This window comes from [Pseudopropionibacterium] massiliense (genome assembly GCF_900607225.1).
In the GTDB taxonomy this organism is placed as follows: Bacteria; Actinomycetota; Actinomycetes; order Propionibacteriales; family Propionibacteriaceae; genus Arachnia; species Arachnia massiliensis.
In genome coordinates this window covers 2,213,554-2,227,345 of the sequence record NZ_LR027842.1, presented here as the reverse complement: position 1 = coordinate 2,227,345, position 13,792 = coordinate 2,213,554, and the positions used below count along the sequence as shown (strand labels likewise).

General features: G+C 64.4%; 14 protein-coding genes. 10 read left to right on the top strand and 4 right to left on the bottom strand.

Going from position 1 to position 13,792, the window contains the following annotated elements; translation table 11 throughout:
• The first annotated feature begins 82 nt into the window (after nt 1-82).
• From E0E39_RS10000 to purE, 6 genes are all read left to right on the top strand, one after another.
• Nucleotides 83-1,117 carry a hypothetical protein gene (locus E0E39_RS10000; RefSeq protein WP_130874605.1) on the top strand — a complete coding sequence of 345 codons (1,035 nt, stop codon included), beginning with the start codon at nt 83-85 and terminating at the stop codon, nt 1,115-1,117.
• Nucleotides 1,114-2,136 carry a hypothetical protein gene (locus tag E0E39_RS09995; protein ID WP_130874604.1) on the top strand — a complete coding sequence of 341 codons (1,023 nt, stop codon included), beginning with the start codon at nt 1,114-1,116 and terminating at the stop codon, nt 2,134-2,136. Before E0E39_RS10000 ends, E0E39_RS09995 begins: the two co-directional genes overlap by 4 nt.
• Nucleotides 2,137-2,297: 161 nt before the next feature.
• Nucleotides 2,298-3,053 (top strand): biotin--[acetyl-CoA-carboxylase] ligase, encoded by a 756-nt coding sequence (locus tag E0E39_RS09990; protein WP_130874603.1) that lies wholly within the window; start codon nt 2,298-2,300, stop codon nt 3,051-3,053.
• 18 nt (nt 3,054-3,071) lie between these two features.
• Nucleotides 3,072-3,566: a PH domain-containing protein gene (locus E0E39_RS09985; RefSeq protein ID WP_130874602.1), complete on the top strand. Its 495-nt coding sequence runs from the start codon at nt 3,072-3,074 to the stop codon at nt 3,564-3,566.
• Between the two features lie 14 nt (nt 3,567-3,580).
• The gene (locus tag E0E39_RS09980; RefSeq protein ID WP_130874601.1) at nt 3,581-4,738 is read left to right on the top strand and encodes a 5-(carboxyamino)imidazole ribonucleotide synthase; all 1,158 of its coding nucleotides are present in this window, start codon (nt 3,581-3,583) and stop codon (nt 4,736-4,738) included.
• On the top strand, nt 4,731-5,240 hold the full coding sequence (purE, locus tag E0E39_RS09975; protein ID WP_130874600.1) for a 5-(carboxyamino)imidazole ribonucleotide mutase: 510 nt from the start codon (nt 4,731-4,733) through the stop codon (nt 5,238-5,240). The genes E0E39_RS09980 and purE overlap by 8 nt, the downstream gene beginning before the upstream one ends.
• 49 nt (nt 5,241-5,289) lie before the next feature.
• Here the strand turns inward: purE and E0E39_RS09970 are convergent, their stop codons facing one another.
• The 3 genes from E0E39_RS09970 to E0E39_RS15790 form a co-directional block, all read right to left on the bottom strand.
• Nucleotides 5,290-6,657 carry a DUF3352 domain-containing protein gene (locus tag E0E39_RS09970; protein ID WP_165444729.1) on the bottom strand — a complete coding sequence of 456 codons (1,368 nt, stop codon included), beginning with the start codon at nt 6,655-6,657 and terminating at the stop codon, nt 5,290-5,292.
• A 435-nt stretch (nt 6,658-7,092) separates the two neighbouring features.
• Nucleotides 7,093-8,397, bottom strand: coding sequence for an LCP family protein (locus tag E0E39_RS09965; RefSeq protein WP_130874598.1), 1,305 nt, complete (start codon nt 8,395-8,397; stop codon nt 7,093-7,095).
• A gap of 110 nt (nt 8,398-8,507) precedes the next feature.
• Nucleotides 8,508-8,672 (bottom strand): hypothetical protein, encoded by a 165-nt coding sequence (locus E0E39_RS15790; RefSeq protein ID WP_165444728.1) that lies wholly within the window; start codon nt 8,670-8,672, stop codon nt 8,508-8,510.
• Here E0E39_RS15790 and E0E39_RS09960 point away from each other — a divergent pair.
• Both E0E39_RS09960 and E0E39_RS09955 read left to right on the top strand, forming a co-directional pair.
• Nucleotides 8,671-10,125 (top strand): LCP family protein, encoded by a 1,455-nt coding sequence (locus E0E39_RS09960; protein ID WP_130874597.1) that lies wholly within the window; start codon nt 8,671-8,673, stop codon nt 10,123-10,125. The two genes, E0E39_RS15790 and E0E39_RS09960, sit on opposite strands and share 2 nt — an antisense overlap.
• 31 nt (nt 10,126-10,156) lie before the next feature.
• Entirely contained in the window at nt 10,157-11,116 is a 960-nt protein-coding gene (locus E0E39_RS09955) for a glycosyltransferase family 2 protein (protein WP_165444863.1), read from the top strand.
• Here the strand turns inward: E0E39_RS09955 and E0E39_RS09950 are convergent.
• Nucleotides 11,091-11,771: a TIGR03089 family protein gene (locus tag E0E39_RS09950; RefSeq protein ID WP_130874595.1), complete on the bottom strand. Its 681-nt coding sequence runs from the start codon at nt 11,769-11,771 to the stop codon at nt 11,091-11,093. The genes E0E39_RS09955 and E0E39_RS09950 overlap by 26 nt on opposite strands.
• A 173-nt stretch (nt 11,772-11,944) precedes the next feature.
• On the opposite strand from E0E39_RS09950, the gene E0E39_RS09945 reads away from it, so the two are divergent.
• Both E0E39_RS09945 and E0E39_RS09940 read left to right on the top strand, forming a co-directional pair.
• Nucleotides 11,945-13,024: a mannose-1-phosphate guanylyltransferase gene (locus tag E0E39_RS09945; RefSeq protein ID WP_130874594.1), complete on the top strand. Its 1,080-nt coding sequence runs from the start codon at nt 11,945-11,947 to the stop codon at nt 13,022-13,024.
• A gap of 428 nt (nt 13,025-13,452) precedes the next feature.
• Complete coding sequence (locus E0E39_RS09940; protein WP_041697249.1) at nt 13,453-13,710, top strand: WhiB family transcriptional regulator; 258 nt, start codon at nt 13,453-13,455, stop codon at nt 13,708-13,710.
• Nucleotides 13,711-13,792: the final 82 nt, after the last annotated feature.

Genomic DNA, 13,792 nt, shown 5'->3' with positions numbered 1-13,792 from the left:
CAGGCGCGGCGGGACCGAGCGTGACCGCCTGCCGCGAATCCAACGAAGGTACTGGACCGGGAGATCGATATTCTGTTGTGTCATGGCAATCAGGCTGCAAGAGATTCCTTTGTCAACCCCAGTCGATCTGTTGCCGAAGAACATCCTGCTGCAGTTCGACAACGCCATGTGCCTGGCGGAGTGTGATCGGAGCCCCGGGAAGGTCGATGGAAGGATCGTGGTCCGGTTCTTTCATGAAAACGAATCGGGGCCGTCGGAATTTCTTGTGCTGAAAACCCGGGTGCTCAAGGATTTCGTGATGCAGACGGGGAGGGGGGCGCCGATTCGCGCTTTTTCATTACCTCGGGGGCAGGTGGGTGAGATCCGGGGAAAAAAGATTTCCGGTGCCATCAGGTTCGGGGGAGCGGCGCTTGCGGTTATTGTTTGGATCATGTTCTGGCGGCTCTGGCTCGATGGGGGCTGGGGAGCGGGCTTCACCGGGCGAATGGTCCTGTTGCTGGGGATTCTCGTGGTGCCCTCCCTGTTCCTGCTCCTCCTGGCCCCGGGAAAGCTGCTGACCATGGGAATCAGAAAAGTTGTGTACACAATGGATGGTCAGGCCCACTCCCTGAAGGACTTCGAGCTCCCGAGGGATCGTTCAACGGACGCCGACGAGCGGGTGAACGCGGTGAAGGAGGAATACGGTCGCCTGTTGAGTGACATCGCCTATCGCGTCGAGTTTCCGGCCCTGTTCGATGCTGGTGACCCCTGCGGTGAGAAACTGGCCTTGGTGTTGTTCGAGTGGGATTCCGCTTCGGCCCGCTTGGAGGCCGACGAAAAAATGGAGATGGCCGCCGCCATTGAGACGGCTTTCCGAGTCGCCAAGGAGCATGCCGAGCGCGTTGGGATGAAGCATTTCCCGCCGGAGGCCCGCGGGCGCGCAGAAAAAGTGCTGCGCGCCATTCGGATCGCTCGGGATACTGCCGCCACATCTGCCGAGCGGAGAGCTGCCATGAAAGTTGCCGTCGATATCTTGGAAGACCTGGCTCTTTACTATCTTCCCGGCCCCGACGAGGCTCGACTGTCGCTGGAGGGGCGCAGGGTCAAGCAGCTGTTGCCCGGCAGGAGGGAATCGTGAGTGGGGTCCACTGGCAGCTTGCCGGGGCGGATGTTCGGCTGGCGGACCATGAGCCCTGCGTGCTGCTGGTTTTCGACGACACCCGAAGCCGGATTCTGAAAATCGCCGGAAACGTGGGCGACCGGCAGTTGCGTGTAACCTCCCCCATGGCCCGACTACCTCTTGCCGAAACAGAATTCGCTGAGAATGATTTTCGACTTTCTTATTCCGCGACGATGGGAGAGCTGGCGAGGAGAGCTCTTGGTCCGAGGGCCCGAGTCATGTTCCTGCCTCCTCTGCTGCGATGTGGATCACTCAACTTCGTTGTGGGTGTCTGCCTGGGGGTCCTGCTCGTCCTGGTGACCGTCTTTCTTCTGAACAGCGGGAGAATCCTAGGGGTCGGCGGAATGGGCGTGTTGCTCCTTCCCCTGACTACGCTGCTCGAAATTTATGTGGTCGTTCCTGTCGTTGTGGATTCTTTCATCAAAAGATACCGCATTCTTGGTCAGGAGAGGCTTGGTGTTACTCCCGGGAATGTTCATGAGTATGCGTTGGCTGTTGAGCGTGGAGAGTTGTGGCGGGGTGCCCTGCCTGCGGGCGCTGCTGTTCCTCCGCGGCTTCAGGTGGAACGGATTCGGAGTGAGTACGGTGGGCTTCGTGGTGATGTGGTGTATAGGGTTGAATGTCCTGCTCTTTTTGATCCGGTGGTGCCGAGGACGGCGGCGTTCGAGAGGGCGTTGGTTGAGTTTGACGATGATCCTTCGCCGGAGCGGGCGGATCGGGTTGAACTTGCTTTTGCTCTTGCGAGGCAGCATGCGGAACGGGTGGGGATTCGTCATGCTGCGCCTGAGTTCCGGGATGGTTTGCGTCGTGCTGCCAAGGCTGCGAGGCTTGCCGTTGGTGCGGGGACGGTGGGGGAGCGTGATGCGGCTCTCGGTCAGGTGCAGAGGATTTTGGATTCGTTGGCTCTCTATTATCTGCCCGAGCGGGTGTTCCGGCGGGCTTTGACCGATGGCGTCAGCGACCCGGAAGAACGCTGAACGACTCGCATCCGGTGACGCCCTGCCATCGCTTCCCCGGCCTGGGGTTGGCAAGTTGGAAGCTGTCCACTTCAGCGGTTGTGGCGGCACGCTGAACGGCGTCGTTGTCTCCGGTGGAGCGCCGCTTACACCCCGGCCGGGAAGGCTCTAAGGTGGCGGTCATGTCCGTGAACATGTGGCGTGAGGTGCGTTGGCTGGATCACACCGGTTCCACCAATTCAGATGTGGCGGAGGAAGCCCGGCGGGGTGGGGCGGAGGGACTCGTGGTGGCGACCCTGGAACAGCGGGCCGGTCGTGGGCGCATGGATCGCACCTGGGTGGCTCCCCCGGGCACCTCGCTCGCCTTCTCCATGCTGCTGGAACCGAGAGCGGAACTGCCTCAGTGGGGGTGGCTGTCGCTGCTGGCGGGCATGGCCGTGCATGCGGCCGTCGAGGACCTGGCCGCCGAACCGGAACGGGTTCAGCTCAAGTGGCCCAACGACGTACTCATCGACGGACGCAAGGTGTGCGGGATCCTCAACCAACGCGTCGAGCACCCGACGGGGGCCCGCGCCGTGATCGGGATCGGTGTCAACCTTTCGATCGGTGAGGATCAGCTCCCGGTGCCCACCGCGACCTCCCTCAGGATCGCGGGGCTGCGCGAGGACCCGAGAGAACTCCTGACATCGATCCTGGGTCACTTTCAACCGTTCTACGAGCATTGGCAGGGCGCAGGAGAGACGGGAGAGATTCGGGACGAGTACCAACGGCGCTGCGCATCCGTCGGGACCTCGTTGCGGATCGTCGTCGATGAGCGACGAACCATCGAGGGAATCGGGTGCGGGGTGGACGAGCACGGGCGGCTCCGGGTGGCGACCGCATCCGGGACCGAAACCTTCGCGGTCGGCGACGTCATCCACGCCCGGCTTGCCCGGTGAACGTGAGAGACTTGTGTCATGGCGCTTAGGAAGGACATGCTGGCCCGCGACGAGCAGGTGGTTTTGCACCTGCGTACCCACCTCAAATCGTTCATGGGGGCGATCCTGGTTCTGTTCCTGGCCAGCGCGTTGCTGACCATCTCCCTGGTGTGGCTTCCCGAACAGGTCAAACCGTGGGGCAGCTGGGTTCTGGTAGTCATCTTCGTGGTCGTGATCGTGTGGCTGGTCATCAGGCCCTGGCTGCTGTGGCTGACCTCCACCTACACCGTCACGAACCGCAGGATCATCACCCGCAAGGGAATCCTCAACAAGACGGGCCACGACTTCCCGCTGCGCAGCATCAACAACGTCAACACCGAGAGCTCGTTGCTGGACCGGATGTTCGGTTGCGGCACCTTGATCCTGGAAACGGCCGCGGAGAAGCCGCTCACCCTGCCGGACGTCCCGAACGTGGAAAAGGTTCACGTTGTGATCGCCGATCTGATCTTCGACGGGGAACCCGAGGTCGAATAGTAGGCTGCTGCCCCGTGGATCGTCGTTATCGGGTCGGAATCGTCGGGGGTGGGCAGCTGGCCCGGATGATGCAGCAGGCATCCATCGGGCTGGGTATCGAGACCCACCTCTTGGCCGAGGGGGCCGATACATCTGCCGCTCAGGTGATTCCGCTGACCACCGTCGGAGACTACACGGATCTTGGGACACTCGCCGCTTTCGCGCGGGAATGTGACGTCATCACCTTCGACCACGAACACGTCCCCACCGGACACCTGCGTGCTCTCGAGAACCGGGTCGCCGTGAAACCCGGGCCGGATGCCCTCGAATACGCCCAGGACAAGGCCCGGATGCGGGAACGGCTGTCGGATCTGGGTGTGTCGTGCCCGCGTTTCGCGATCTGCCGGACGGTCCAGGAACTCGTTGGCTTCGGGCAGGAACAGGGATGGCCCATCATCGCCAAGACCTCCCGTGGAGGTTATGACGGGAAGGGCGTGTGGAAACTTCACGGGCCGTCGGAGGCCATGGGGCCCTTCGAGGAAAAGGCCGACGTCTCCGCTGGCGAGGAGGTTGTGATCGTCGCCGAGGAGTTCATCGACTTCGAACGCGAACTCTCCGTGATCGCTGTTCGCTCGAGCTGCCAGGCCGTGGTCTACCCCGTCTCCGAGACCACCCAGTGCGACGGGATCTGCGTGGAGACGATCACCCCGGCTCCGACGCTTCCAGAACCCGTGGCGACGGCGCTGCAGGAACTGGCGTTGCACATCGCGGGCGAGCTGGGGGTCATCGGTGTGCTCGCCGTTGAGCTCATGCAGGCCCGCGATGGCCGCACAGTCGTCAACGAACTGGCCATGCGGCCCCACAACACCGGTCACTGGAGCATCGACGGGGCCCGGACCAGCCAGTTCGCCAACCACATCCGCGCGGTCCTGGATCTTCCGCTCGGCAGTCCACGGATGACCAGCCCAGTTGTCGTGATGCGGAACGTGCTGGGAGGAGAAGAGGAGGACCTCACCGAGGCTCTCAGGCACGTGTTCGCAAGAGACCGGGAATTGGCCGTTCACCTGTACGGGAAGCAGGTGCGTCCCGGACGCAAGGTGGGCCATGTCACCGCCTGCGACACCGACCTCCAGGCGGCACTCCGACGTGCCCGGCATGCCGCCCGCTACCTGATGGGAGAAACCGATGAGTGATGTCGCGATCCTGATGGGTTCAGACTCGGACTGGCCGACGATGCGGGCCGCCGCCGAGGCCCTCGAGGAGTTCGGGGTCAGCCACCGGGCCGACGTGGTGAGCGCCCACCGGATGCCGGAGGAGATGGTGGCCTTCGGGCGTTCCGCCCACGAGCAGGGCTTCAAGGTGATCATTGCCGGGGCCGGGGGAGCGGCACACCTGCCCGGGATGTTGGCGGCACTGACACCGCTTCCGGTGATCGGGGTGCCCGTGCCGCTCAAGTACCTCGACGGTATGGATTCGCTGCTGTCGATCGTTCAGATGCCCACCGGCGTTCCCGTGGCCACGGTCGCCGTCGGCAACGCCCGCAACGCTGGTTTGCTGGCTGTCCGTATTCTCGCGGCCAGCGACGAGAAACTTCGGGCACAGCTGGTGCAATTCCAGACGAGCCTGCGCGACACCGCCCGTGCCAAGGGCGAGGTGGTGCGCAGAGGAGACTCGGGTGACCAGGACGAGAAATGAGGGTGTCCCGGTGGGAAGTCCACCGGGACACCCTCATCCCAGGTTCGGGCTACTTGGTGCCGACCCGAACCCATGAGTCGAAGTAGTGGTCATCGACCTGGCCGGAGACCATGCCGATGCCGCTGATCGGCTCGAGGTTCTCCTTCACCGACGTTGGCAGGCCACTGCCCCTGGCGTCCATGAATTTGACGACCTGCGGGATGTTCACCCATGCCGAGGACTGCGGATTGTCGATTCCTTTGGTCAGTTTCTCATGCTCGCTGTTTCCGCTGAGCCTGTCACCGGGGTTCGAGAACGAATCGCTGCTGGCGCCGAAAGTGGTGACGACGGTGTCGCCGTCAACAGTGGTCCTGGCATCCGGCAGGGTTCCGTTCCTGGTGATCTTCTCCATGATGCTCTTGTGCTTTTCCGGGTCCTTCGTGCGCACCTTGATGCCAACCTGAAGCTGTTGCGAATCGCCCGTGACGGCGAAGGAGAACTGCGTGCCGAAGAGCGCACGCAGATCATCCGCCGAGGAGATCCCGAAATCCTTCAGTTGACGTTGACTCGAGGACGGCAGGGAATCGAGATTCTCCCAGACCTTGTCCACAAGTTCCGATGGTGGGGAGAAGGTGAGCGAACCGAGCCAGTCGGCTGGCATGCTACCGGCAAGGTCCTTGACATTCTCGCCGCGGTCCTTGATCTCATCCTTCTGCCAGGTGATGGTGCGCAGGGCGATGGCTCCGTCCTGTACCTTGAGGCCTGCCGCGAAGCGTGATTCGAGGATAGCGGCGGCGCTGCTTTCTGAGGGGCTGACCTGTTTGATGAAGTCCGAGGAGACCCACGCAGTGGCGAGGAAACCGTCCCCCAGCTTGCCCATGTCCGCCTTGTAGGACTCGACGGAGGTGATGTTGTTCTTCAGGGAGGACTCGCTGATGTCGCCTTCCTCGTCATTGGTGACCACCATCAGGTCGTCGACGAAGACGATTTTCTGATCCTTGAAGTGCTTCTCGGCAAAAGACCTGGCGGAGTCCTTGTTGGTGACCTGGACCGAAAGGACATAGGGAACGGATCTGAAACCGCTTCTGGCTTCCTTCTTGGGCAGGGCCGCGATGGCGACGGAGTCACCGAGCCATGGTTTCACCTCGGAATCGTAGTCGGGGGCCTCCTTGCCGAGCTTGGCCGCCACCGACCAGACAGCCTTCTTGTAGTCATCCCCGGCGTTATCGGCCTGATCCTTCAGGAAGGGGAACTTCGCTGCGAGTTCCTTGACCGCCAACTTGTCACCCGCGGACGGGTTCAGGTTCACCTCGAACACGGCCAGGGCGTTGGACGGGATGCCCTTGGCCGCGGCGGGCGCAGCTCCCCGCAGCAGCGACCATGCGAGGAATCCCCCTCCGGCCAGCAGCGTGAGAGCGAGGATGCTGGCGATGACCATCGTCCTCTTCGGCCGTCGCGTGGTGGGAGCGACAACACCGCCCTGAGGCGGAAGAGGAGCTCCTGGGGGAGGGGCTCCCTGTTGCCAGCCCTGCGGTGGCGGTCCCTGTCGTTGGGGACCCTGCTGCCGAGGATCCAGCGGGTAATTCCCTTGCTGGGGAGGTCCCTGATGGTTCTGGCTCACTGTTCTGTTCCTCCGGGTCGGGAATGTCATTTCTTCAACCAGAGTAACCGTGTTCCGGGTCCACCCGGAACACGGGTGGGTGCGAAGGAACGATCGGGCCCGGGAAACCGAGGAGCTCGTCAGGTGGGGCGTGATGAGGAACGTCGTGATGGCGGGGGACAGCGCGAGGGGCATCGCGCCCGGGATACCGGGTCGGTCCCCTGCATGCCCGGACGGCTGCGGTGATCACATCCTGCTGACTGACGCGATCCCTCAGTGGGAGTACTTCGCCAGAGGCTCGGTGTTGCCCGCGATCACGGTGGCGAAAACCTCCTGGCTGGCTTCCTTGTCCCAGAGCATCACGCTCTGACCACCGCGGTTGGCGTTCGCGTCGGCGACCGGAACGCTGAGGGAGTACCCGGAACCCGTGGCGGAACTGAGGAACACCCCAACCCCGCCCAACACTTCACCGAAACCGGTTTCGGAGCCTCTACCCAGGGTGTGGGCCGCAGCCATGTTCAGTTTCCAGTAGGAGACGGGATTGAGCAGGGTCAACGGGTTCAGGGCCTTCTTGGCGACCTTCCCGATCACCTCGCGTTGGCGCATCATGCGGCCGATGTCACCGGTCTGGTCGGATTTGCGCATCCGGACATAACCGAGGGCGGTTTTTCCGTTGATGTTCTGGCAGCCCGCCGGCAGCTCCAGATGGGCGTCCCGGTCACTGATGGCCTTCTCCGGGCAGATCTCGATGCCACCCACCGCGTCCACGGCCTCGACCACACCCAGGAAACCAACCTCGAGATAGCCGTCGATCCGGATCCCGGTGTTGGATTCGATGGTGCGGATCAGCAGAGGCGCGCCACCCCAGGAATAAGCGGCGTTCAGCTTCGCCTTGCCCTGCCCGGGTACATCGACCCAGGAATCGCGGGGAAGCGAGATCATGGCCGACTTCCCGGAGGGGGGTTTGTACAGCAGCATCATGCTGTCCGTGCGTTGTCCTTCGGTGTCCCCGGTGCCGAGTTCGCGGCGCTGCTGTTCCGTCAGTTTTTCGCGTCCGTCCGAGCCCACCAGCAGCACGGCGGTGCCGGGCTGCTCGGCGGGTCGGTCGCCCCCGGGGGCGGTCTCCATCTTGGTGCCGATGGTCCAGGCGTAGATGGGGGTTCCGATCATGAAAACCACCCACGCGAGAAGCAGGACCAGAACCAGACGTCTGATCGGATGCCGGCGCCTCGGCCCACGTACCTTGGGTGGGCGGGCGTTCGGCGGGGACTGGGCGAACCCCGGCGACGGTTGCGGTGCCGCATACCCGGGAGGCACTGGATTTCCGGGGCCCTGGGTCGCTGCGGAGCGTGAGTAGGACGGCTCCTGCCAGGGTTGCGGTTGCTGGGGAGGGTAGGGCGGCGGCTCCTGCCCCTGCCGGGATGATGACCGGTAGGGAGGGTGGTACGGTTCCTGCTCGGGCTGCGGGTAGGGCGATGGTTCGGGTCGGGGCGACGACGGGTACACGCGGGTTCGATCCGGCTCCTGGTCGCGGCGGTACAACCAGTCGAGATCGGAATCGTGATTGTGGTCGCTCATGGTACGAAAGGTTACCCTTCGAGCGGATTTATCAGCTCGGCGGCGTGCCTGCCCGCGAGACGGTCACCAACGGTTCACCCTTGTACAAGGTCCCACGGACGGGGGGGCACTCACGGTGCGAATGTCCGGGGCACACCGGTTGCGTCATTCTCGCTCGTCGGATGCGTGATCCGGCTGCGTTCCTTGTCGTTCGCCCTGCCGGTTCGTTCCCGCAACGGCCACATTCGTTCGTGGTGCCCCTGGAAATCCTCGTCGTCTGCCCGTGGAGCCGCCATGACCGTTCCTGATGCCGCAGTGCGGAACAGACGCGCAATCGGGCTCATCCTGCTGACGGTTCTCCTTCCCGGAGCCGCCCAGTACGTGGCGGGAAACCGCAGGGTGGGTCGGGTGGCGCTGTCGGTCTGGGGAGTGCTCGCCGCGTGTGCCCTGCTCGTCGGACTGGGGTTGGCGTTCTGGCGGGGGCCCACCGTCGGGTTCCTGCTCAACGGAACGGTCACCGTGGTCATGAGGATCCTGGTGTGGTTGGTTTTCCTGGGTTGGCTGGTCTTGTTGTTCGACGCCTGGCGCCTGTCGCGGCCCCCGGACCTGAAACGCCGCGCCCGCCTGCTTCTGACCGGGGCCTGCGTCGTCCTGGCCGTGGCGGCCGGCCTGGGCGCCAGCCTGCTCGCCAGCGCCTTCACCGCCGCCGGGTACGTCTCCGATGTCTTCGCCGGCGGTGGGGACACCCAGGCCAAACGGGGCCGTTACAACATTCTGCTGCTCGGGGTCGATGCGGCCGCCGACAGGGAGGGGATCCGTCCCGACTCGATCAACGTTGCCTCCATAGACGCCGAGACGGGACGCACGGTCGTGTTCGGGCTGCCCCGGAACCTCGTCGGCGTCCCCTTCCCGCCATCGTCACCGCTGGCGAAGCTCTACCCCGACGGGTTCCGCTGCGGGGAGGAGTGCATGCTGAACGGCGTCTACACCCTGGGGCAGGAGCACGCCGACCTCTACCCGGGCAGGGATGCAGGCCTGGCCGCCATGAAGGAAGCGGTCTCGGAGACCCTCGGATTGGAACTCAACCATTACGCCATGGTTGATCTCGCCGGGTTCCAGAAGCTCGTCGACGCCATGGGGGGAATCACGCTCGACATTGGGAAACGAGTGCCCATCGGAGGCGTCGGGTCTGAGATCTACGGCTGGATCGAACCGGGGGCGAACATCCGCCTCGACGGCTATCACGCGCTGTGGTTCGCCCGTTCCCGGGCCGATTCCGACGACTACGAGCGCATGACGCGGCAGAAGTGTGTGATGGCTGCCATGGCCAAACAACTCGATCCCGGTACCGCCTCGGCCAGGTTCGTCGACCTCGCCGATGCGGGCAGCGACACAGTGCGTACCGATGTTGGAGCCGGACAACTGCCGGAGCTGGTGGACCTGGCGATCAGGGGCAAGGCCCTGCCGATCGAATCCGTCAACTTCGCCCCGCCCCTGATCCGCACGTCCTCCCCGGACTTCCCCCTGATCCGCAGGACCGTGACCGAGACCATCGCGGCCTCGGAGGCCAACGACACACCCGCTGCCCCCACGGGCAGCAGTGTTCCTTCCCCCCCGGGCGCATCCCCGGCCCCCACGGAGAGGACCACTTCCCGGGAATCGGGGACCAACAGCAGGACGACTAGCGGAACCAACCCGTCACCGGGCACGACGCCAAGTGCTGACACACCCGTTTGCCGGGTAAGTTGATCGCGTGATTCCCGAACCCGTGAGTGTCGTCATGCCCGTCCGCAACGAGGAACCGCACCTGGAGGCCGCCGTCGGGCGTGTCCTGGCCCAGGGATACGCGGGCGAACTGGAGGTGGTGATCGCGGTGGGGCCGAGCAGCGACCGCACCCGGGAGATCGCCGATTCCTTGGCGGCAACCGATGAGCGGATCGTCGTGGTGGACAACCCGACGGGCTTCACCCCGGCCGGCCTCAACCTGGCCATCGAGGCGGCCAGCCACGAGATCATCGTCCGCGTCGACGGCCACGCCGAGCTGTGCCCGGGATACATCACCACCGCGGTGGAAACCCTCCGGGCGACGGGGGCCGCGAACGTCGGCGGCCTGATGGACGCCCAGGGCCGCACGCCCTTCGAACAGGCCGTCGCGGCGGCATACAACTCACACCTGGGCCTCGGGGGTGGGGGATTCCACCTGGCCGCCACCCCGGCGGGGCCTGCGGACACCGTCTTCCTGGGCGTTTTCCGCCGAGACGCCCTGAAGGAGGTCGGTGGTTTCGACGAATCCCTGCACCGCGCCCAGGACTGGGAGCTCAACTACCGGCTCCGTCGCGCTGGCCACCTGGTGTGGTTCACCCCGGAGCTGAGGGTCGTCTACCGTCCCCGTTCCAGCCTGCGGGCCCTGGCGAAACAGTTCCACCTGACGGGACGGTGGCGACGGGAGGTCATCAGGCGACACCCCGAGACCGCGAGCCGCCGCTACCTCGCCCCACCCGCCGCCGCCCTGGGCACGGGCGTCGGTCTGGGAGCCGGAATGACCGGGGTGTGGCTGCGGCGGCCCTGGCTGGCCGCCATGCTCGCCTTCCCGATGCTGTACCTGGGTTTCCTCGTGTTCGCGACCCTGACCATGCGCGGCGTGCCGGCGGCGGCGCGGCTCCGGTTGCCCATGGTGCTGGCAACCATGCACCTGGCCTGGGGAATCGGGTTCCTCAGGGGGCTTCCCCGACGCGGGTGAGAAGGGCCTTCTCCTCGGAGGCGATCCGGGAGATGCGCTCGGGTGGGGCGCCTGTCACCACGACCGTCGAGCCGCCTCCCAGCACCGGGGAGACCAGCAACATCCGCACGCTCTCCCAGCCCGGGGGTGGATCAGTGAACAGGAGCCGCCGATCCGATCCCGGGAGCCGCTCCACCCCCGCGCAGGTGATGTCCGGCAGCCACGCCGGGGCATCCGGGGGAACGGGTTCCTCCCAGTGCGTGTCCGGTTCCGCCAGCACATCCGCGTAGTCCGTGCAGTCCGCGGGAAGATCCGGGAGATCCAGCCCGAGGGGATGCAGCGAGCACATCACGGTGACAGGACCCCTGATCCCGCTCGCCGGGCCGACCACCGCGAGTGCCGCGTCACAGTCGTCCCGTTCCGCCACGGGGCAACCGCGTTGCCAGATCGCGGCCACCCATACCGCGGTCACCCAGTGCCCCGGGTCGGTGTTCACCAGGTCCAGATGAACGGGTTCCCCGGCCTCCACCCCGAGATCGTCCAGCATGTTGACGGTCTTGTCCACCCAGTTCGCGAAGGTCGTCCCGGACAACTCCACCCGGGAACCGGATGTCTCGTCGTAATGGGTGAACAGCGGCGATGCCCCGGGGCGCCCGCGCAGTTTCTCGATGAACATGGTTCGATGCTAGAGGCGTACGTCGGGCGTGTCGCCGTGCGCCGGTGAAAACCACTCAGGATGGTCGCGCCGGTCAACGGGCACGAGACCCGAGCAGACCGTCCTCCACGTGGAACGACCTCATAGTTTTTCGTTTTCCCCATGGGGAGGCTGCATCCCACTAAAGTCCTGTCATGCGCTACGTGGTGATAATGGCGGGCGGTTCGGGTACGAGGTTGTGGCCTCTCTCGAGACAGGGAACGCCCAAGCAACTTCTGGAACTCTTCGACGGGCGGAGCCTGCTACGGCTTGCTTATGAGCGGGTGGCTGGCCTGTTGCCCGATGATCGGATTCTCGTGTGCACATCCCGCGCCTATGTGGATGTCGTCGCCCGGCAGCTTCCTGAGCTACCGGAGGAGAACCTGCTCGGGGAACCTGTCGGTCGTGATTCACTGAGTGCCGTCGCATGGTCCGCTGCGGTCCTCGAACGGCGTGACCCGGAAGCCGTCGTTGCCATGCTGAGCGCTGATCACATCATCACCCCGGTCGAAGGGTTTCGCACCACGCTGGAACGTGCCTTCGGTGTGGCGGAGACCAGGCCCGAGGCCCTCGTGACGATGGGGGTCGTTCCGACCGAGGCCCACACGGGATTCGGATACCTGCACCGTGGCAGGTGCATCGACGAGGAACTGGACGCCTGGCGGGTCTCGGAGTTCAAGGAGAAGCCGGAACCTCATGTGGCCGAGCGCTACCTGGCGTCGGGGGAGTACTGGTGGAACGCGGGGATGTTCGTATGGCGCGTCAAGACGTTGCTGGAGCAGCTGGAGGTCCTGGTACCGGACACCGCCGAGAAAGTGCGCAGAATCGCTGCGCACAATGAACTCCTGGACGAGCTGTTCCCCACCCTCCTCAAGACCTCCGTCGACTACGCGGTGATGCAGCCGGTCTCCCGCGGCAAGGGCAACGCAGAGGTGCTCGCAATCGGGCTGGACGTTTCCTGGAGGGACGTCGGCAGCTATCAGAATCTCGCCGAACAGTTCCTGCTGGACGAACACGGAAACCGGACCGACGGGCGCAGCATGAGCCTGGACTCGTCGGGGTGCGTGATCATCAACGCCGCTGGTGAGAAGCATGTCGTGGCGACCCTGGGACTCCGCGACATGCTCGTCGTCCACACCTCGGTGGCCACTCTCGTGGCTCCTCTGGCGGAGGTGGGGAGGATCCGTGAGCTGGTGGAGCTGGTGCGTGAAGGACACGGGGCCGAATACGCCTGATGAGTGGTTCCGGAACAAGCGGTGCACGGACAAGAATCGGGCATGAACATGCCGAAGGAGCGCAGGACGCGGGCACTTGGCCAAACGGAGGACAGGGGGGAGCCCGGATCTGGGTCTTTCGCCCATCTGGCGCGGGTAGGATTGGGTCATATCTTCAACCTTCAACTTAATCTGCCGTCGAGGGTTTTGGCTCCATGACGGTGATGGCCCATCAAAGCGGAGGATGTTTCGGCCGTGACGGCCCGTGATGATCTTGGCTGTGAGAACGGAGCAGGTGGTTCCTCCTTGGGGTTCCACCTCCGGCGGGTGGAGAACGGTTGGGGAGCTGAAGTGGATGTGTCCGCCCGGCCTTGGTGCAAACCGACTCGCCGGACGGGCTTGACGCGAAGGAACCGCACGTGTGTAATTTGGGCCAGAGAGGGGGCAAAATGGACGACATCTGGACGTTGGGGGTGAACGCTGAGGATGAATTCGCCTGGCACCAGCATGCATTGTGTGCACAGACGGATCCTGAGGCATTTTTCCCGGAGAAGGGGGGGTCAACCCGTGAGGCTAAGCGTGTGTGCTCAAGTTGCACAGTCCGCGCTGAATGCTTGGAGTACGCGTTGGCCAATGATGAACGTTTCGGGATTTGGGGTGGACTGTCGGAACGTGAGCGGCGAAAGCTGAAGCGCCAGGCCATCTGAACAGTTGCCTGACTCGTCAACCCGCCGGTTGGGCTATCGTCAGGGGTGTGCCCCTCGATGATCGGGGGCCTGCTGACAGGAG